This window comes from Delftia sp. WSY_22, assembly GCF_043104185.1.
GTDB lineage: Bacteria > Pseudomonadota > Gammaproteobacteria > Burkholderiales > Burkholderiaceae_C > Comamonas > Comamonas tsuruhatensis.
The window spans coordinates 18,177-38,062 of sequence record NZ_JBICKN010000059.1; the positions used below are offsets into that span (position 1 = coordinate 18,177).

General features: G+C 69.8%; 15 protein-coding genes. 3 read left to right on the plus strand and 12 right to left on the minus strand.

Annotated elements, in window-relative coordinates:
- Window positions 1-37 precede the first annotated feature (37 nt).
- From ACF8NF_RS25800 to ACF8NF_RS25825, 6 genes are read right to left on the minus strand one after another with little or no spacing between them, the layout of a single operon-like run.
- Window positions 38-1,495 carry an efflux transporter outer membrane subunit gene (locus tag ACF8NF_RS25800; protein ID WP_392451523.1) on the minus strand — a complete coding sequence of 486 codons (1,458 nt, stop codon included), beginning with the start codon at window positions 1,493-1,495 and terminating at the stop codon, window positions 38-40.
- Between the two features lies 1 nt (window position 1,496).
- A complete protein-coding gene (locus ACF8NF_RS25805) occupies window positions 1,497-3,500 on the minus strand; it encodes an ABC transporter permease (protein WP_392451524.1) in 2,004 nt (667 codons plus the stop codon).
- Window positions 3,500-4,705, minus strand: coding sequence for an efflux RND transporter periplasmic adaptor subunit (locus ACF8NF_RS25810; RefSeq protein WP_016450742.1), 1,206 nt, complete (start codon window positions 4,703-4,705; stop codon window positions 3,500-3,502). Before ACF8NF_RS25810 ends, ACF8NF_RS25805 begins: the two co-directional genes overlap by 1 nt.
- Before the next feature lie 49 nt (window positions 4,706-4,754).
- Window positions 4,755-5,132, minus strand: coding sequence for a DUF3325 domain-containing protein (locus tag ACF8NF_RS25815; protein ID WP_016450743.1), 378 nt, complete (start codon window positions 5,130-5,132; stop codon window positions 4,755-4,757).
- A complete protein-coding gene (locus ACF8NF_RS25820) occupies window positions 5,129-6,850 on the minus strand; it encodes a PepSY-associated TM helix domain-containing protein (protein ID WP_392451525.1) in 1,722 nt (573 codons plus the stop codon). The genes ACF8NF_RS25815 and ACF8NF_RS25820 overlap by 4 nt, the downstream gene beginning before the upstream one ends.
- Window position 6,851: 1 nt before the next feature.
- The gene (locus tag ACF8NF_RS25825; protein WP_016452933.1) at window positions 6,852-7,178 is read right to left on the minus strand and encodes a DUF3649 domain-containing protein; all 327 of its coding nucleotides are present in this window, start codon (window positions 7,176-7,178) and stop codon (window positions 6,852-6,854) included.
- A gap of 718 nt (window positions 7,179-7,896) precedes the next feature.
- Between ACF8NF_RS25825 and ACF8NF_RS25830 the strand changes: the two genes are divergently transcribed.
- Together ACF8NF_RS25830 and ACF8NF_RS25835 are read left to right on the plus strand one after the other, a co-directional pair.
- Window positions 7,897-8,268, plus strand: coding sequence for a hypothetical protein (locus ACF8NF_RS25830; protein ID WP_277848551.1), 372 nt, complete (start codon window positions 7,897-7,899; stop codon window positions 8,266-8,268).
- 3 nt (window positions 8,269-8,271) lie between these two features.
- Window positions 8,272-8,529, plus strand: a complete 258-nt coding sequence (locus ACF8NF_RS25835; RefSeq protein WP_046986446.1) for a hypothetical protein — start codon at window positions 8,272-8,274, stop codon at window positions 8,527-8,529.
- 128 nt (window positions 8,530-8,657) lie between these two features.
- On the opposite strand, the gene fhuE is transcribed toward ACF8NF_RS25835, so the two are convergent.
- From fhuE to ACF8NF_RS25865, 6 genes are all read right to left on the minus strand, one after another.
- Window positions 8,658-11,192, minus strand: coding sequence for a ferric-rhodotorulic acid/ferric-coprogen receptor FhuE (gene fhuE, locus ACF8NF_RS25840; RefSeq protein ID WP_392451526.1), 2,535 nt, complete (start codon window positions 11,190-11,192; stop codon window positions 8,658-8,660).
- 141 nt (window positions 11,193-11,333) lie between these two features.
- A complete protein-coding gene (locus ACF8NF_RS25845; protein ID WP_074923606.1) occupies window positions 11,334-12,317 on the minus strand; it encodes a FecR domain-containing protein in 984 nt (327 codons plus the stop codon).
- Between the two features lie 5 nt (window positions 12,318-12,322).
- Window positions 12,323-12,805: a sigma-70 family RNA polymerase sigma factor gene (locus ACF8NF_RS25850; RefSeq protein ID WP_016450750.1), complete on the minus strand. Its 483-nt coding sequence runs from the start codon at window positions 12,803-12,805 to the stop codon at window positions 12,323-12,325.
- A gap of 126 nt (window positions 12,806-12,931) precedes the next feature.
- Window positions 12,932-15,400 (minus strand): TonB-dependent siderophore receptor, encoded by a 2,469-nt coding sequence (locus ACF8NF_RS25855; RefSeq protein WP_392451527.1) that lies wholly within the window; start codon window positions 15,398-15,400, stop codon window positions 12,932-12,934.
- Between the two features lie 89 nt (window positions 15,401-15,489).
- Entirely contained in the window at window positions 15,490-16,494 is a 1,005-nt protein-coding gene (locus tag ACF8NF_RS25860) for a FecR domain-containing protein (RefSeq protein ID WP_313281332.1), read from the minus strand.
- Window positions 16,473-16,997, minus strand: coding sequence for a sigma-70 family RNA polymerase sigma factor (locus ACF8NF_RS25865; RefSeq protein ID WP_392451528.1), 525 nt, complete (start codon window positions 16,995-16,997; stop codon window positions 16,473-16,475). Before ACF8NF_RS25865 ends, ACF8NF_RS25860 begins: the two co-directional genes overlap by 22 nt.
- A 227-nt stretch (window positions 16,998-17,224) precedes the next feature.
- Between ACF8NF_RS25865 and ACF8NF_RS25870 the strand changes: the two genes are divergently transcribed.
- Window positions 17,225-19,813 carry a GGDEF and EAL domain-containing protein gene (locus ACF8NF_RS25870; protein WP_209800557.1) on the plus strand — a complete coding sequence of 863 codons (2,589 nt, stop codon included), beginning with the start codon at window positions 17,225-17,227 and terminating at the stop codon, window positions 19,811-19,813.
- Window positions 19,814-19,886: the final 73 nt, after the last annotated feature.

A 19,886-nucleotide genomic window follows, 5' to 3' on the forward strand; every position in this document is an offset into this window, starting at 1 on the left:
CCCGGCAGGACCGGGTGGCGGCCCTGGCCCTTCCCTCTCAGCCAGGTGGCAATGCCCCCTGGCTTTTTTGTGCCTGTCTTTCCGGCATTTCAGTGCCCATGGCAGGCGCCTCCCACCCCCCGCCCAGCGCCCGGTACAGCGCCACGCGCGCCTGCAGCTGCAGCAGGCGCTGCAGCACGGCATCGTCCTGGGCCGCGTACAGCGTGGTCTGGGCCTGCAGCAGGGACAGCAGGCTTTCCGCCCCGGCCTTGTAGCGCAGCTCGGCCAGCGACACGGCCTGGCGGGCCTGGGCCAGCACCTCGGCCTGGGCCTCGGCCTGGGCCTTGAGGCCGTGGACGGCGTTGAGCGCCAGGTCCACATCGCCATAGGCCGCGACGATGGACTTGTAATAGCCGGCCAGCAGCTCCTCGCGCCGGGCCTGGGCGCCATCGCGCTCGGCCGCCAGCCGACCGCCGTCGAAGATGGGGCCGGCGAGGCCGGCCAGCAGCGAATAGACCGGCTCGCGCAGCCAGTCGCTGGCGCGGCCCGCGCTGGTGCCCGCGCTGCCCGTAAGGGTCAGCCGGGGCCACAGCGCCGCACGGGCGGCCTGCAGGTTGGCGCTGGCGGCGGCCAGTTGCGCCTCAGCACTGGCAATGTCAGGGCGGCGCTGCAGCAGCTGCGTGGGCAGGCCTGGGCCGATCTCGGGCAGCTGCAGGGCTTGCAGCGAATCCGTGGCCAGCGCGGGGCGCCGGGCCTGGCCCAGCAGCACGGCCAGCGTGGCATCGGCATCCTCGCCCTGGTGGCGCAGCGTGGCCAGGGCCTGGCGCTGGCTGGCCACCAGGCCGCGCTGCTGGGCCAGCTCCAGCTGGGTGGCGGCACCTGCGCGCGCACGGGACTCCACCAGGCCCAGCAGCCGCTCGGCATTGGCCACGTTGCGCGCCGCAATGGCCTGGCGCTCGCGCAGCGCCACGGCCTGCAGCCAGCCATGGGCCACCTGGGCGGTGACCGTGAGGCGCACCGTGTCCTGGTCGAACCGGCTGGCCTGCCAGGCCGCCGCCGCCGCATCGCGCGTGGCGCGGTTGCGGCCCCAGAAGTCCACCTCATACGAGGCCGTCAGCGCGGCGCCGTAGACGCTGGCCTGCCCGCCCGCCACCTGTGCATGGTTCATGCGCTGGGCGCGCAGCTCGCCATTGAGCGAGGGCAGCAGCGCCGCGCCTGCTTGGCGCGTGGCCGCCTCGGCCTGGCGCACGCGGGCCATGGCGGCAGCCATGTCCAGGCTCTGGTCCTGGGCGGCCTGCACCACGCCGCCCAGCTCCGCACTGCCAAAGGCCTGCCACCACTGCGGTGAAACAGAGGCAGGGACGGCTTCGCCCTGCTGCTTCCACGAAGCGGCCAGCGCAGGCGCTGTCCTGTCCGGCACCGTCTGCTGCGCGGCGCAGCCGCCCAGCGCAGCCAGGGCCAGGGCCATGCAGCCCAGGCGCGCATTTCCCAGCGTCTTGTCGTTCATGTCTTTCATCTCACTCTCCCGCCAGCGCGCGCACCGGGTCCAGCCGCGCCGCCGTCTTGGCAGGCATGTAGCCGAACACCAGGCCCGTCACCACGGCGCAGGCAAAGGCGCCCAGCATGGCGCGCACCGAAAACACCACGGGCACGCCCGCCACGATGAGCACCACGCCCACGGCCAGCCCGGCCAGCAGGCCCACCGTGCCGCCCACGAAGGTGACCAGGCTGGCCTCGGTCAGGAACTGGCGCAGGATGTCGCGCTGGCGCGCGCCCGTGGCCATGCGGATGCCGATCTCGCGCGTGCGCTCGCGCACCGTCATCAGCATCACGTTCATCACGCCGATGCCGCCCACCACCAGGGAGACGGCGGCAATCAGGCCCAGCATCACCGCCATGCTCTGGCGCGTGGCCGCCTCGGCCTGGATGCGCGCGGCCGCGTTGCCGATGCCGAAGTCCTCGCGCCCGCCGTGGCGCGCCAGCAGCAGCTTGCGCATGGCCTCCTCCGCCTCGTGCACCACGTCGGAGGACATGGCCTCGATCACCACATAGTCGGGCTGGGTCTGCGACTGGTAGACGCGCGCCCGGCCCGAGCGGTAGGGAATGAAGACCATGTCGTCATAGTTCTGCGCGCCCGAGTCCGCGCCGCGCTCGCTCATCACGCCGATGACCTCGAAGGCCGATGTTCCGATGATCAGCTGGCGGCCCAGCGGGTTGGGCGTGTCGGGGAAGAAATGCTGGTGCGCCTTGTGGCCCAGGACCACCAGGGGCGCCAGGTCGCGGTCCTCGGCCTCGGTGTAGTAGCGGCCCTGGGCCACCTTCCAGTGGTGCACCAGGGGCATTTCCTCGCTGGCGGCGAACACGTAGATCTGCTTGTCGGCCTTGCCGTAGCGCACGGTGATGGGGTCGCCGATCACGGGCATGACGCGCCGTATCTCGGGCAGTTCGCGCACGGCGGCCAGGTCTTCCTCGGTCATCTGCCCGGCCGGCCCGCCCGTGGCCGGCGGCTTGCTGCCCATGTAGAGGATGGCCGTGCCCATGGTCCCCATCTGCTCGACCACCTTGCGCCGCGCGCCCTCGCCAATGGCCAGCATCACAATCACCGAGGCCACGCCGATGACGATGCCCAGCAAGGTCAGGCTGGTGCGCACGCGGTTCATGCGCATGCCGCGCCAGGCGCTGCGCGCGGCCTCGAACAGCTCGGCCAGCCAGGGCGCGCCGGCGCTGCCGCGCTGCGGCGTGAGCGGCAGGGCAGCAGCGCCCGCATTCGCCGCATTCACCGCGTTGGCGGCATCGTCGCGCCGGCTGTCGCTGGTGATGCGGCCGTCGCTGATCTCGATCACGCGGCGCGCCTGGGAGGCCACCGCGCGGTCGTGGGTGATGAGGATGATGGTGTGGCCCGCATCGGCCAGCTCGCGCAGCAGGGCCATGACCTCGGCGCCGCTGTGCGAGTCCAGCGCGCCCGTGGGCTCGTCGGCCAGGAGGATCTGGCCGCCGTTCATCAGCGCGCGCGCAATCGACACGCGCTGCTGCTGCCCGCCCGACAGCTGGTTGGGCCGGTTGCCCAGGCGCGAGCCCAGGCCCAGGCGCTCCAGCAGCGCACGGGCGCGCCGCACGCGCTCTTCCTTGGGCAGGCCTGCGTAGATGGCGGGCATTTCCACGTTCTCGCTGGCGCTTTCGCTGGCGATCAGGTGGTAGCCCTGGAAGACGAAGCCGAAGGCCTCGCGCCGCAGCCAGGCCAGCGCATCCGAGTCCAGCGTGGCCACGTCCTGGCCCTGGAAGTGGTAGCTGCCCTCGCTGGGCCGGTCCAGGCAGCCCAGGATGTTCATCAGCGTGGACTTGCCCGAGCCCGAGCTGCCCACCACGGCCACGAACTCGCCCGCGCGTATCTCCAGGTCGATGCCGTGCAGCACGGTGACGGCGGGCTGGCCGCTGTCGCCGCCGCCGTAGTGCTTGGTGATGCCGCGCAGCTCTATCAGCGGTGCGGCCAGCGGCGCGCCGGCCTGCATGCCCTGCGCCATCACCATTGCAGCCACCGCGGGCCACGGTCCAGAGGCGTCTCGCCGACGATGACGCGCTCGCCTTCCTGCAGGCCCTCCAGCACCTCGGCCTGGTGGCGGCTGCGCACGCCCAGGCGCACGGTGCGCTGCTCGGGCTGGCCCTTGGCGTCCAGCACGCGCACGGTCTGCGTGCTGCCGGCCTTCTCGGCCTTTTCTGCCTTGTCGGCCACGGCCATCAGCGGCACGGTCAGCGCCTGCGCGGCCTGCCCGGTGACGAAGACCACCTGGGCCGTCATCTGGGGCATCAGCTCGGCGTCCTCGTTGTCCACATCGAACAGCACGGTATAGGCCACGGCCTTGGTGGCGGGCGCAGGCGCCTGGCCCGCATTGCCGCCGGCCGGCGCCTGGCTGGTAGAGGGCGAAGGCAGCACCTGGCGCACCTTGCTGGACCAGCGCCGGGGCCTGGCCTGGTCGGCGCCGCCCAGCGTGGTGAAGTACACCGGCATGTCGTCGCGCACGCGGCGCACGTCGGCCTCGGACACTTCGGTCCACACCGTCATGGCCGACAGGTCGGCAATGCGCAGGATGTTGGGCGTCTGGTAGGTGGCGTTCAGCGTCTGGCCCTCGCGCGCCTCCACCGACACCACGGTGCCCGCCATGGGCGCGTAGATGCGCGTATAGCCCAGGCGCGCCTCGTCGGCCTTGAGCGTGGCCTGGGTCTGGTCGATCTGGGCCTTCAGATGCTCCATGCGGGCGCCGGCGGCGGCCAGGTTGGCTTCTGCGGTCTGCAGGTCTTCCTCGCGCGTGGCCCCGTCGCGGGCCAGCTGGCGCTGGCGCGTGAGCTGCTGCTCGGCCAGCTTGCGCAGCGCCTGCTGCTCGGCCAGCTGTGCGCGCAGGCCCGCCAGCGAGGCGCGCCCCGCATCCACCGTGGCGCGCTGCACGCTGGGGTCGATCTCCACCAGCAGCGCGCCCTTCTCCACCTGGGCGCCGGGCTCCACGCGCAGCCGGGTGACCTGGCCCGACACCTGGGCGCCCACGTCCACATAGCGGCGCGGCTGCAGCGTGCCGATGGCCGTGACGGTGGACTCGATATCGGTGCGCGCCACGGTCTCGGTCTGGTAGGCCACGGCAGGCCGGCTGGACCACCAGGCGGCCGCGCCCCCGGCCGCCGCCAACAGGACCACCGCCACGGCGATGGCTTTCCAGCGTTGCTGCGTGCGCGTCATGCTTGCCTCCCGATCACACACACCCCGAACTGGAACGAAAGCAGGAAACTCATCTGAAAAACCCCGTAATGCCGAAACTGAAAACAATCCACGCCAAATCCGCCACGGCAAGCACGCCAGCCAACCAGGCCAGCCGCGCCGCCCAGCGCGCATGGGCGCTGATCAGGGCCACGGCCATCAGCGCGCCGGCGGACACAAAGCCCAGCCAGGCCACCGTGCCCACCGTGCCGCCCCAGCCCGAGACAACGGGCACAAGGGCCAGCGCCAGCAGCGCCGTGCCCAGGCCGCGCAACTGCGGGCCACGGCGGGCCGGCAGCTCGCGCGCGCCGGTCAATTGTTCGTAGTGGCGGTCCATGGCAAAGGCCAGGGCCGCCATGCCTGCAAAGGCCAGGGCCAGTGCGGCCAGGGATGCGTGCAACGTGCTCATGCCTGCACCTCCGAGGGGCCGGCTACGGCGGCCTGCCCCTTGGCCGCCTTTTGCCTGGTGGCGGCACCCTCGCCGCGCCGCGCCAGCCAGCGCCAGGCCCAGGCGGCCGCCAGCCCCGTGGCCAGGCAGAACAGCTCCACCCCGGCGCTTTCCCAGTCGCCCTCCAGCATGTGGGCCGACAGCGGCTCGCCCACGGTGATCCAGTTGAGCAGCGGCAGCAGCAGGCACAGCATGGCCAGCAGGCCCATCTGCTGGCGCCAGGCCGCGGCTGGCGCGCAGGCCAGCGCATGCACCAGCGCCAGGCCCCACAGCCCGAAGAACACGGCCAGCTCCCAGTCAGCGCGGTGCGCCAGGCCCACGGGCACCAGGCGGTTGGCCCACAGGTAGCCGATGCAGCCCAGGCCCAGCCCGGCGATGGCCGCCACGTTCAGGCCCTCGATCAGCCGGTACACGCGCGCCGTGGCGCTGCCGAACTCGCCCTGGTGGCGGCTGCGGCGCTTGACCATGAAGAGAATGGCGCCCGTGGCCATCATGGCCGCGCCCGCCAGGCCGCACAGAAAGTACAGCCACTTCATGGCCAGCCCGCCGAACTTGACCATGTGCAGCCCACCCATGACCGCCTGGGCCAGCGAGGGGGCGCCGCCGTCGGCGCCGCCGGGCAGGCGTACCTGCAGCACCTCGCCCGTGGCGGCCGAGAACATGGCCATGCCCGAATTGGGGCTCAGGCGCTGATGTGCACGGTCATCGCTGTTCCAGCCGTAGACGCCGATGCGTGCCGAGGCATCGCCGGGATGGTCGATGACCACCGCGCGCACCGCCTGGCCCATCAGCTCCTGGCCACGCCGTGCAAACGGCTCCAGATCGGGCACCGCCAGGGGCTTGCCGGACAGCGCGGGCGGCCCGGCCTCGTTCATGTCGGCGATGAAGGCCGTGCGGGCGGCCTGGTCCGTGCCATAGACCGTCCAGACGCCAACGGGCATGAAGCTCAGGCTGGAGATGGCGATGCCGGTATAGGCAATCATGAACTGGAAGGGCAGCGTCAGCACCGCCACGGCGTTGTGCGCGTCCAGCCAGCTGCGCTGGCCCTTGCGTGCGCGAAAGGTGAAGAAGTCCTTGAAGATGCGCTTGTGCGTGACCACGCCGCTGACCAGGGCCACCAGCATGGCCATGGCGGCAATGCCTATCACCCACAGCCCCACCTGCCCTGCATGCAGTTCATAGTGGAAATCCACGAAATGGTTGCCGCCCATGGTGGCGCGCGCGGCACCGTGGCCATGGCCGTGGCCGGCCCCCATTTCCTCGCCCGTGGCGGTGTCCAGCTCGGCATCGGCGTACTGGCGGTTGGCGTCGAACCAGTAGACACGCAGGTCGCCGCCGCCCTTGTCGTCGGACGGCCAGATCTCCCACATCTGCGCGCCCTGGTGGTGCTTTTGCATGTAGGCCGCGCCCCAGGCCAGGCGCTGGCCCAGGTCCGCACCCTGCCCGGCCGGCGCGGCGGCGCGCGCTGCCGCCTCGGCCGCCTCCTCGGCATGGTGCTCGGGCGTCATCCAGTGCGTGATGGCTTCCTGGAACACGGCCAGCGAACCCGTGAGGAACACCGCGAACAGCAGCCACGAAAACCACAGCCCGCACCAGGTATGCAGCCAGGCCTGGGCCTGGCGGAAACCGCCCGTGGCAGCGCCGCTGCCGGGGACCTTGCTGATCTGCGCCTTGGCCATCTCAGCCTCCCGCGCCATTGCGCGCCAGCAGCAGCGCGGCGCCGCCCATCAGCGCCGCAGGCACCAGCAACCCCAGCCAGACCCGGCCCGCCGAAACCGGCGAGAACGCCCAGATCACCGCCAGCGCGTGCAGCGCAAAGCTCCACTGCATGCCGGCGATCACGGCATCGACACGCGCGCCGGGCAGCGCAGCGGCCAGGAAGGCCGCCAGCGCGCTGGCCAGCGCATAGCCGCCGAAGACGGCGGCCAGCAGGCGGGACAGGACAAGCAGGCCCGGATGGGTGGGTTTGGCGGAATGGCCGGATTGGCCGGAATGGGAAAGGGACATGTAGTGGGTTGTTCAGAAAAGCGGCAATGCAAATGCCGAAAGCAATGGCCGTGACGGCCCTCCTGATACATGACAAACGAGATTGAAAAAAAGGCCAGCCGCAATAGACAGCGGCCTGGGTGGTTGCCGGCCTACGCCCGGTGTTGCTGTGCCCGCCCGCAGGCCGGCATGGGGCTGGCGCTCACCCTGCACGCGGAGTGCGGTGAAGGAGGCGGACAAATCCATGGGGCTGGATCATAACCGCGCAAAGAAGAATCATTCTCAATAAACGCAATGCATGCCGGGCTCTTTCAGCGGTTCCTGGGCCATCCCTGAAAGGGCGCGATTGCAAGGTGCGACGGGCCGCGAAGCGACTTTGCGCACGCCGCACGCGCTATCATCCGCACCGGCCCCCTGTCACGGGGCCGGTGCTTCAAAACACCTTCACCACACAGCGGCTGAGCCTTCCCGAAAGAAGGCCTCGTCACGTCTGAACACCTGGCAAGTGGGCTCCCGCCCGCTCGTCCAAACGGTTACGGGCGGGATGGGGCTGTCCGCAAGGCTGCCCGCACGTCTGTGTGCGTGTTTTGAACATCCCGTCCACCTTTTCCGTGCTTCAAAACGCGGAATTGGCGGTTTCAAATCTCACACAGGAGTACGGAACCATGAACGCCGTTTCTCTCGCACTCGCCTGCACGCCCTCTTTTGGCGCCGCCCTTTCCACACGGAGGGCCCAGGCATGACCCCCGCCCAGCCCAAATCCGCCACGGACAGCCACACCACCCGGCAGCTGTCCAACGCCCTCACCCAGGTGGACCATCTAGTGCAGCAAGGCTGTGCAGAGATTTCCTCCATCGCCCAGCTCGCCCTGGCATGGCTGGAGACGCCCAAGGGCCATCGCCACATGGACGTGGTGGCCCGCGCCCTGCAAAGCATCCGCGACAGCGCCGAGACGCTGGCCGACTACGCAGGGACCGAGGCCCAGGCCATGGGCTGCGGATTCGAAGACGCGGCTGAGATGCGCCGCGCCGAAGCGGCCGAGGCAGCCGCCAAAGCCATGGCGCACCTGCTCGGATGCCGCACCCATGAGCCGGTGCGCCCGCAGGGCTGAGGCATGGCCATGGACAAGGACATCCCCAGGACACAACCCCCCAGCCTGCACCAGTTGACCAGCGCCATCACCGAGATCCACAGCAGCGTGCAGGAAAACTGCACCGAGATCTCGGCCCTGGCGCAACTGGCCCTGGCGGCAGTGCATGCACCGCAGGAGCACCACAGCCAGCAGGCCCTGGCCCATGCGCTGCGCGCCATCCGCGACAGCGCCGACCTGCTGGCCGGCCATGTGAAGGTGGAGGCCCGGCGCGTGGTGTAGCCCCCATCCGCCGCCTACCCCGCAATGGCTCTGCAAGGGCTGCTGGCTCCGCAATGGGCGCCAGCGGCCTGCACCGCCGTCCTCGGCTGCTGCCGCGCCAACTCCACCCCATCCTCACAGGGAAAGCTTCACCACTTGTAGTTCAGCACCGCCATGGCCTGGCGCGGCGTGCCGAACTGGCCCTGGCCGTCGATGTTGACGTAGTACTTCTTGTTGAAGAGGTTGTTCAGGTTCAGCTGCAGCGAGAGCCTGGGGCTGAAGGCGTAGCGCGCCATGAGACTGGCGGTGGCGAAGGATTTCTGCTCGAAGACCAGGTCATTGCCCGCCACGAAGACGCTGGCGCGGGTGCGGCTTTGCCATTGCAGGCCACCGCCCACGGTGAGCTGATTCCATCCACCGGGCAGGCGGTAGGAAGTGAACAGCTGGGCCTGGGTCTTGGGCGCCCACGCGTTGATGGACAGGCCCTGGGCGTCACGCGCGACGGTGTGGGCAATGCCGGCCGACAGGTTCCAGCCCGTGGCCAGCTCGCCCGAGAGCTGGGCCTCGAAGCCCTTGCTGGTCACGCCCTTGGCGCCGTAGTAGGCGAAGTCGGTGGTGCCGGGCACGACCTGGCCTTCGTCCAGCTGGGCCACGTTGTCCTGCTGGATGCGGAAGACGGACAGCGAGCTGTTGAGCCTGCCGTTGAGGTGCTCGCCCTTGATGCCGATCTCGAAGCTCTTGCCCGCCACGGGGTCCAGGTAGCTGCCGCCACGGTCGCGGTAGTTCTGGGGCTGGAAGATGTCGGTGTAGCTGGCATAGGCCGAGAAGCCTTCGCTCAGGTCCAGCACCAGGCCTGCGTAGGGGATGAAGACGTTGTGGTCGCGCACCTCGCTGAGGCTGCGCACCTTCCAGCTGCTCTGGCGCCCGCCCACGATGAGCTTGACCGGATCGGCCAGCGACAGGCGCAGCGCGCCGTACAGCGCGTCCTGGCGCGTGTGGTCCAGGCTGCTGGTGGTCAGCGGCCCCCAGGTGGGCTCGGCATAGGAGCCGTCCCATTGGTAGTAGTTGCCCACGTCCTGCAGGGGGCTGGTGCGCGCATGGCCGGCCTTGTGTTCGCGGGCACGGCTGCTGGTCAGGCCGACCACGGCCTCATGGCGGCGCCCGCCCAGTTCCCAGCCGCCCGTCACCTGCAGGTCGGCGCTGTTTTGCTGGAAGCTGTATTCGGAGTAGTTGGGCAGGGCCGCCATGCCCAGGCCGGTGGTGATGTCGGGCTGGCGCATGAGGTACAGCAGCTTGGCGTCGTAGGCGCTGTCGCGGTGCACGAAGTTGGCCTTGAGCTTCCAGTCGTTGCCGAAGCGGTGCTGCAGATTGGCGAAGATGCTTTTGTTGGTGCTGTTCCAGCGCGTCCAGTTCGCGGCCGTGGTCTTGGAGGTGCTCCAGTCGGCCGGCATGCCGTTCGTGAAGACCAGCGGCAGGCCGCCCCAGGTCGAGCCGGTGGGCCGGTTGGCCTGGTAGTCGGCGCCCACGCTGAGCGTGGTGTCGGGCGTGAGGTCGGCATCGATCACGCCGTAGAAGACCTGCTTGCGCGCGTGGTAGAGATCCACATGGGAGTCGCGCTCTTCGGCCATGCCGGCGACGCGTGCGCGGATGCGGCCGTCCTGCGTCAGCGGCATGGACAGGTCCACCGTGCCGCGATGGTGGTTCCACGAGCCCACGCTGGCCGAGGCCGAGCCCGTGAACACCTTGCTGTTGGCGTGCTTGCGCACCATGTTGATGGAGGCCGACGGATTGCCCGCGCCCGTGAGCAGCCCCGTGGCGCCGCGCACCACTTCGACGCGGTCATAGATGGTGGTGTCGTTGCCCGATTCGCCGTAGAACGACAGGCCGATGGAGGTGGGCACGCCGTCGTACTGCAGGTTGTCCACGTAGAAGCCGCGCGAGTAGAAGTCCGAGCGGTCGCTGTCCGAGCTGACGACATGGATGCCGGTGACGCTGCGCATGGCGTCGTTGAGCGAGAGCAGGCCCTGGTCCTCGATCTGCTGGCGCGTGAGCACGCTGACGGACTGCGGCGTGTCGCGCAGCGACAGGCTCAGGCCCGTGGCCGCCGCCGTGGCCGGCGTGGTGTAGGAGCCCGAGCCTTCGGTGGTGGGGCTGGCCTGGGCCGAGGCCGTGACCAGCACGGTCCTGAGTGTCTGGGAGGACGGCGCGCCTGCCGCACCCGCAGCACCCGCCGCGCCGGAGGTGGCAGGCACCACGGGCATCTCGCGCAGGGTGTAGCCGCCGCCGGCCGAGCGCACGGCCGCCAGCGGCGTGCCCAGCAAGGCGCGGTCCAGCGCCTGCTCCACGGTGAAGCGCCCGCTCACGCCGCCGCTGCGCAAGCCTTCGGTGACAGCCGAGCCGAAGGTGACCAGCACGCCGGCCTCGCGCCCGAGCTGGTTGAGCACGCTTTCGAGCGGGCCGGCGGCAATGTCGTACTGGCGTTGCTGCGAAGCACCGGCAGCCGGCTGCGCCCAGGCCTGTGCCGGAGCCAGGGCGCCTGCGGCGGCCAGCCCCGCCAGCGTGCCCGCGCACAGCACCTGCAGCGCCAGCGCCACCGGACGTAACGCCGGGGCCGCCTGGGATGGGCGGACAGTGGGGGCGGCAGTCTGCCGCATGGAGTTCTGGCGCATGGTCTGAGGGCGCATGGAAAGGCCTTGTTGCAATGGTTGTAGAGAAGCGTTGGCGCACGCTGCGGTGCGCTCCTGTCTCTGTTGACAGCCATCGCCGGCAAATCAGCTCACATTTTTTTCAGGAAAGTGCGAAGGCCTTCATGCAGCCCGTGCCGCTCATGCCTTGCCCGCCCCGGCAGGCCGCACCATCACCCAGTAGCGCGAGAAGGAGTGGATTTCCACGGGCAGCGAGGAAGTCAGCGCGGCCAGCACGCGGTCGGTGTCGGCCAGCGGATAGGCGCCGGAGACGTGCAGGCCGGCCACGGCCGGGTCGCAGCCCAGGCGCCCGCGCCGGTAGCGGCCCAGCTCGGCCAGGAAATCCTCCAGCCGCATGCGCGAGGCCACCAGCATGCCTTCGGCCCAGGCGCTGGCCGCCGTGTCCAGCGCGCCGGAGTGCACGGCCTGCTGGGCCGTGAACGTGCCCTGCTCTCCCGCATTGATGCGCTGCGCGGCATGCAGGGCATGCGCGGGCCGCAGTTGCACGGCGCCTTGCAGCACGCCCACTTCGATGCCGGGCTCGCGCTCGCGCACCGTGAAGCGCGTGCCCAGGGCCTGGACGGCGCCCATGGCGGTCTGCACGATGAAGGGCCGGTGCAGGCTGTCCGGCGCGGTCTGCACGAGGATTTCGCCACGCACCAGCTCCAGCACGCGCTCGGCCGCGCCGTAGCGCAGATTGAGGGCGCTGCCGGTGTTGAGCACCACGCTGCCGCCATCGGGCAGCGGCAGCCGGCGCTGCTCTCCCACGGCCGCGACCTGGTCGGCCGTCCAGCCGCGCCAGGCCTGCGAGCGCACGACGGCCGCGGAGCCTGCGCCCGAGACCAGCAGCACGGCCAGCGCCTGCACCGCACGGCGCCTGCCGGCCGAGCCGGGTGCGGCCAATGCGGCCCGCGCCAGCGGCATGGGGATGCCGGCCATCTGGCTGCCCATGGATTCGATGCGCTGCCAGGCGGCCTCATGCTCGGGGCTGGCCGCACGCCAGCGCTGCAGGCCATCGTGCTGCCGGGCCTGGGCCTGGCCGGAGTTCAGTTGCAGCCACCATTGCACGGCCTGGCGGGCCACTTCGGCAGAAATGGGGGAAGAAGCGGAAGGGAACGCCTGCATGCCGCCTACTCCGGGAAGAAGCAGCGCATGGCCGCCTTGGCCAGATGCCGCTTGACCGTGGAGATGGAGATGCCCAGCTCGGCCGCGATCTCGCCATGGCCGAGCCCTTCGAGCTGGGCCAGCAGGAAGGCCTGCTTGGCCAGCGCGGGCAGGCGGCCCAGGCGCCGGTCTATCTCCACCAGGGTCTCCAGCACCATGAGCCGGACCTCGGGCGGCGGCGCCACGGGCTCGGGCATGGCGGCCAGGGCATCGAGATAGGCCTGCTCGATGGCGCGGCGCCGCACCTGGTTGATCAGCAGGTTGCGGGCAATGGTGGTCAGGTAGGCGCGCGGCTCCTGGAGCTGGTCCAGCCCCTTGGCGCCCAGCACCTTGAGGAAGGTGCTCTGCGCCAGATCGGCCGCGTCGAAGGCATTGCCCACCTTCTTGCGCAGCCAGCCCTGCAGCCAGCCGTGGTGGGCCAGGTACAGGGATTCGACATGGGCGGACAAGGAAGGCGATGGGCTGGACACGCGACGACCCGAGATTGAGAATAATTCTCAATTATAGGCAACTGCGACCCTCTTGCGACCCTGCTCTACCGCCTGCTGCTGCAGTCCGTTCCTCCTGGCCGCGTTTCAGAACTTGCCGCGCAGGGTGAGCGTCGCGCTGCGCGGTGCGCCGTAGACATTGCCCCAGGCCGGCGCGCCTATGGTCTGGTAGTAGGTCTTGTCGAACAGGTTGGCCACGCTCAGTGCCACGGACCAGTTGCGGTCGATCCGGTAGCCCAGGCGGGCAGACCACACGGCATAGGCTGGCTGCACATCGGTGATGGCGCCCACCGCGCGCGAGCTGGCGGTCTGGAAGTTGACGCCGCCGCCCACGTTCCAGGCGCTCCATTCGCCCGGCAGGCGGTAGTCGCTCCAGACCCGCAGCATGTGCTTGGGCGTGTAGGTGCTGGCGAACTCCACGCCGGCATTGGAGGTGTTGTTCAGGTACTTGAAATGGCTGAAGGTGTAGCCGGCAAACAGCTGCCAGCCGCGCGCCACCTCGCCGCTGATCTCGGCATCCAGCCCCTGGCTGCGGACCTTGCCCACGGAGACATAGCAGTAGGTGCTGGCCGAGCAGGGGTTGACCAAGTCCTCTTCGGCGCGGTTCTTCTGGTCGATGCGGAACAGGGCCACGGCCGCGTTCACCCTGCCGTCCAGCAATTCGCCCTTCATGCCCACTTCCAGATTTCGCCCCTTGATGGGTGCCAGCAGGTCGCCGGCCGCCGTCACGGCGTTCTGGGCCTGGAAGATGTCGGAGTAGCTGGCATAGGCCGACCACTGGTCATTGAGCGCATAGACCAGGCCGCCATAGGGCGTGATGACGCCGCTTTCCTTGTACGGGTCGTTGTAGGCCTCGCCCGTGTTGCGGTAGTTGCTGCTGCTCGTGAAGCGGGTGATGCGGGCGCCGCCGATCAGGGTCAGCGCATCGGTGAGGCCCAGCCGCGCCACGCCGTAGGCGCCGGACTGGGTCATGCGGGTGCGGCTTTCATCGCCGCGATAGCGGTTGGCCAGGAATTCCGCGCGGAACGGCTCGCGGATGGCGGCGCTCGGGTCGAACACGTTGTTGGGCAAGCCCATGCGGATCAGCGAATAGTCGCTGTCGTTGACCATGCGGCCCGTGTTGGCGCCAAAGCTCAGCGAATGCCGGCGGCCGAAGGCGTCGAATTTGCCGTCCACCGCCACGTCCAGGGTCTTGTTGTCGGTGGTGACATCGAACAGGCCGGCATACATCTCGTTGCCCGCCAACGTGGCGGGATTGATGGCCCCCAGGGCGAAGGCGTACTTCATGTCGTGCTTTTCCCGGGTGTAGCCCGCCGTGGCCTTAACGGTCCAGTCCGCGTTGAAGCGATGCTGCAGCTCGGCAAACAGCGATGTCTGCTCGCTGTCCCAGCGGTTCCAGTCCGCGCCCAGGAAGGTGGAGCGCGGCAGCCGCAGGTCTGCCCCGTCGGCATAGCGCGGCAGGCCCTGGAAGAACGGCGTGGAGCGCAGCCGCTCGTGGGTGGTGCCCACCGTCAGCCGGGTCTGGGAGCTGAGGTCGTACTCCAGCACGCCGTAGAGCACGCCGGTGCGGCTGCTGGCCACGTCGTAGAAATAGTCGCGGCTGTTGAGGCTGGCGACCACGCGCCCGCGCAGCGTGCCGGCCTCGTTGAGCGGGCCCGTGGCATCGATCTCGCTACGCAGGTTGTTCCAGGAGCCCACACTGGCCGATACCTCCAGCTGGCGCTCTGCCAGGGGGCGCTTGCGCACCATGTTGATGGCCGCGCTGGGAGAGCCCGCCCCCTGCAGCAGCCCCGTGGCACCGCGCACCACTTCCACGCGGTCCAGCGTGGCGGCGTTGCTGGTGAAGTTGTCGGCCTGCGGGTAGTAGAAGGCGCGGTTCACGCCATCGAACTGGTAGGTGTCCACGCGGAAGCCGCGCGAGTAGACATAGCGCCCGCCCATGGGGCTGTCGTACATGGTGATGCCCGTGGTGCTGGCCAGCACGTCGTCCACGGTGTTGAGGTTCTGGTCGTCCATGCGCTGGCGCGTGATCACGCTGATGGACTGGGGGATGTCCTTGATCGCCTGCTCGCCCTTGCCCACCGTGACCGCGCGGGCCACGTAGCTGCCCGTACCTTCGCTGGTGGCGCTGCGCTCGGCGCGGGCCGTCACCTGCACTTCGTTCAGGACCGTGGTGGAGCCGGCGCCAGCGCTGGCCGGTGCGGCCTGCCTGCGCAGCGTGTAGCTGCCATCGCTGCGCGCCACCATGTCCAGCCCGCTGCCGGCCAGCAGGCGCTGCAGCGCCTGCTGCGGCGCGTAGTGGCCGGACAGTGCCGGGCTGGTGAGCCCTTCGGTCAGCGCAGGATCGAAGGACAGCGAAATGCCCGCCGCCGTGGCCACGCCGGCCAGCGTGCGGCCCAGCGGCCCGGGCGCGATCTGGTAGGTCTGGGCTGCGGAAGCGGGGGCCGGTTCGGCCGCCTGCCCGGCGCCTGCGGCCAATGCCATGCCCAGCAGGGCCAGGCGGGCGGCATGCGCCAGGGGATGGAAGACGGGATGTGGCATGGGTACGGCAGGCATGGAAATCGGTCCTTGGAGGCGGTGAAGAAAAAAGCTCTTTCCCCGTTGCCAGCCGAGATCCGAAAAAGTGTCACCCTGCCTCGATTTTTTTAGTTCCTGGCGACCACGGTGATCCAGTAGCCGCGCATGCGCGTCTGCACGTCGACGGGATAGGTGGAGGCCAGCATGGTCAGCGTCCGGTCCGTATCGCCCAGCGGAAAGGAGCCGGACACGCGCAGCGCGCGCACCTCGGGCGCGCACTGCAGCAGGCCGGGGCGGTAGCGCGACAGTTCGGCGCAGAACGCGGCCAGCGGCATGGCGTCGGCCATCAGCATGCCGTGGGTCCAGGCCGTGGCCTCGGGCTGCAGGGGCTGGGGCGCGGTCACCTCCCCCGCTCGCAATACCGTTTGCTGACCGGCTTGAACGACCAGCGCCGGGCTGGCGGCGCCGCGCAGCGTCACTTCCACGGCGCCCTCGGTCACGGCCAGGCGCACGGGGCCGCCGTCCGCCCTGCCCCCTTCTTGCCGCACGGTGAAACGGGTGCCCAGCGCGCGCAGCCGGCCATGGGCGGTGTCCACGACAAAGGGGCGGTGCGGCGTGGCGGTATCGGCCGCCGTTTCTATGGAAATCGCGCCCTGGCGCAGGGTGAGCAGGCGCAGTGCGCCATCAAACCGGATGTCCACCGCGCTGGCCGTGTCCAGCAGGAGGCGGCTGCCATCGGCCAGATGCTCGGTGCGGCGCTCGCCGGTGGCGGTGCGCAGGTCGGCGCCCCAGCCGCGCTGGTCCGCCGCACTCCATACCAGCCAGCCTGCAGGCGCCACGGCCAGCAGCGCGGCCAGCCGGGCCACGGCGGCGCGGCGCTGGGCGCGGTGGCTTCGGGGCCGGTCCAGCGCCGGCATGGCCAGCGCTGCAGGCAGGCCGCCCAACTTGCCCAGCAGCCGCTCGGCGCGCTCCCAGGCCAGGGCATGCTGTGGGTCGGCCTGGCGCCAGCGCTCGCAGGCGGCGCGGTCGGCGTCGGTGGCGCCGCTGTCGTGCAGGCGCATCAGCCATTCGGCGGCCTCGTCGAGCACGCGCGCTTGCAGGGGCGTCTCCATCACGCCATTGCCACCAGGCATTGGCGAAACGCCTGGGCCATGTAGCGCTTGACGCTGGTGAGCGAGACCTCCAGCTGCTGCGCGATGTCCTCGTACTTCATGCCGTCCAGCTGGGACAGCAAAAACGTGCGCCGCACGATGGGCGGCAGCGCGTCCAGCATGGCGTCTATCTCGTGCAGGGTCTCCAGCACCAGGGCGCGCTGCTCGGGCGACGGCGCCACGGGCTCGGGCAGTGCGGCCAGGGCTTCGAGGTAGGCCTGCTCCAGCGCCTGGCGCTTGTACCAGTTGACGAGCACGCCCTTGGCTACCGTGGTCAGGTAGGCACGCGGCTCCTGCACACCGGCCAGGTCGCGCACGCCCAGGATGCGCACAAAGGTGTCCTGCGCCAGGTCGGCGGCATCCGCCCCATTGCCCAGCCTGCGGCGCAGCCAGCCCTGCAGCCAGCCATGGTGGCCGGCATAGAGGGCGGAGATTTCGCGGTGCAAGGGGCTGGAGGCGGCGCTGGAGGCTGGGGCGGATGGCATGGTAGGACCCGATGGCTTGAAGGCGGGAGGCACCATCAAACAAGAATCATTCTCAAATCATTGTAACCAGCGGAATCACTTGCCTAAGAGTGCCATCAGGCGGACCATCCAAAGGCGAACAGTGGGAGCAAGTGCGACCAGAGTGGCTGACATCCAGCTGCTGCGCCGGATCGGTATCATTTAGAAACAATCAATCATCAGCTCAGCATCCATCAGGAGAGCGAACCATGTTCGAAACGCGGGTAGCAGGCACGGCAGGACAACAGGCGCTGTGGAGCACGCTGGACAAGGCCATGGCGCTGGCGGAATTCACGCCCGAAGGCCGGCTGATGCGCGCCAATGCCAACTACGAGGCCATCCTCGGCTATCCGGCCACGGGCGCTGAAGGTCTGCTTCACAGCGATCTGTGCACGCAGGCCCAGGCCGACCCGGCCGCCTACGGTCAGTGGCGCCAGCGCTGGGGCGCGGGCGAGACGGTTTCGCGCGTGGGAGAGCACCGGCGCCGCGACGGAAGCACCTGCTGGCTGGAGGCCACCTATGCGCCCGTGCTCGATGCGGCCGGCGCCCTCAGCCATGTGCTGTGCATTGCCACCGATGTCTCGGCCCGCATGCTGGCCGACCGCCGGCGGCAGGAGCACATGCGGCGCCTGTCCCTGGTGGCCGATGCCACCGATGCGGCCGTGGTGATCGCCGATGGCAACTGGACCATCAGCTATGTGAATGCGGGCTTCAGCCGCATGTTCGGCTGGAGCAGCGAGGAAGTGGTGGGCCGTGCGCCCATCGCCCTGCTGGTGCCCCATGCCTCGCCCGAATTCACGGCCGCCTACCGCGCCGAGCTGGACGCAGGCAAGCCGGTGTACCGCGAGGAGATCCTGGTGGGCAAGGATGGCGAGCGGTATTGGGTCAGCGCCCAGGCCAATCCCGTGATGGGGCCGGACGGGCGGCTGCAGACCACGGTGACGGTGATCACCGACATTACCGAAGCCAAGATGCATGAGGTGCTGCAGCGGCGCGCCCTGGAGGCCATGGCCCGCGACCAGCCGCTGACCGAGGTGCTGGACCTGGTGTGCCGCGAGGTCGAGCGCATTGCGCCCGATATCGCGGTCTCGGTGCTGGAAGTCGATGACCAGAACCGCCTGCATCCGCTGGCCGCGCCCAGCCTGCCGGCCTCCTATTCGGCGGCGCTGGACGGCGTGCCCATCGGCCCCAATGTCGGCTCCTGCGGCGCGGCGGCCTTTCACAACCGGCCCGTGCTGGTGGGCGACATCGCCACCGACCCGCTGTGGGCCGACTACAAGCACCTCATCCTGCCGCTGGGGTATACGGCCTGCTGGTCCACGCCCATCTGCGGGCTGCAGGGCGGCGTGGCCGGCACCTTTGCCTTCTACTACCGCCATTTCAACCGGCCCGGCCCCGATCCCTTCCACCAGCGGCTGGTGGAGGCCTGCACCGACCTGTGCGCGCTGGCGCTGGAGCGCGAGCAGGCACGCCGCCGCATCCGGCAGCTGGCCTTCTACGACGGGCTGACTACCCTGCCCAACCGCAGCCTGCTGCTGGCCCAGGCCGAGCAGGCGCTGTCCGTGGCGTCGCACGAGGGCCACGAGCTGGCCGTGGTCTTCATCGACCTGGACCGTTTCAAGCAGGTCAACGATTCGCTGGGCCACCCGGCCGGCGACCGGCTGCTGTGCAGCGTGGCCCAGCGCATTCAGGCGGAGCTGCGCACGGGGGACATTGCCGGGCGGCTGTCGGGCGACGAGTTCGTCATCGTGCTGCCACACTGCGGCGGTGCACAGGCGGCCGAGGTGATAGAGCGGCTGCAGTCGGCACTTGGCGAGCCCTGCATGATCGACGACGTGTCCCTGGCCAGCACGGCCAGTTGCGGCATTGCCGTGTTTCCCGCCGACGGGCGCGACATGGAGACCCTGCTGCACCGCGCCGACATGGCCATGTACCAGGCCAAGTCGGGCGGGCGCGGGCTCTACAGCTTCTTCAGCCCCGAGATGAACCGCCTGGCCCAGGAACGCCTGGTGCTGGAGACGGCGCTGCGCGACGCCCTGCGCAGCGGCGGCCTGCGACTGCACTACCAGCCCCAGCTCGACCTGAAGGACGGGCGCCTCTACGGCGTGGAGGCCCTGGCGCGCTGGAGCCATGCGGAATTCGGCGAGATCTCGCCCGCACGCTTCATTCCACTGGCCGAGGAATGCGGCCTGATCGGCGAGCTGGGCACCTGGGCACTGCGCGAGGCCTGCCGCCAGCTGGGCGAGTGGCGCAGCCGGGGCATCGACGTGCCGGCCATGTCGGTCAACCTCTCGCCCACCAGCTTTCACAACCTGGACCTGCCGCGCATGATTGCCGACACGCTGGAGCACAACGCGCTCAAGCCGCAGGACCTCACGCTGGAGATCACCGAAAGCCTGCTGCTGGACACCAACCCGGGCACCATGCGCACGCTGCAGGCCGTGCATTCCCAGGGCGTGCGCCTGTCCATGGACGACTTCGGCACGGGCTACTCCAGCCTCAGCTACCTGCGGCGCCTGCCGGTCAGCGAGCTCAAGCTGGACCGCAGCTTCGTCGCCGACCTGGAGCACGACGAGGCCGCCCAGGCGCTGAGCAACGCCATCCTGGGCATAGGCCGCAGCCTGCACCTGACCGTGGTGGCAGAGGGCGTGGAGACGGCAGCGCAGAACACCATCCTGCGCGAACAGGGCTATCCGGTGGCACAGGGCTATCTGTTCTCTCGCCCGCTGCCGGCCGCTGATCTGGAGCGGTGGCTGCAGGCATCGAGCGCGCAGGCCGGCCTGGCGACGGACGTGTGAGCGGGCATGTGAACGGGCATGTGAGCGGACCAGGCCATGCGCGCGGAGACCTTGGCCGGCAAAAGTAACAATC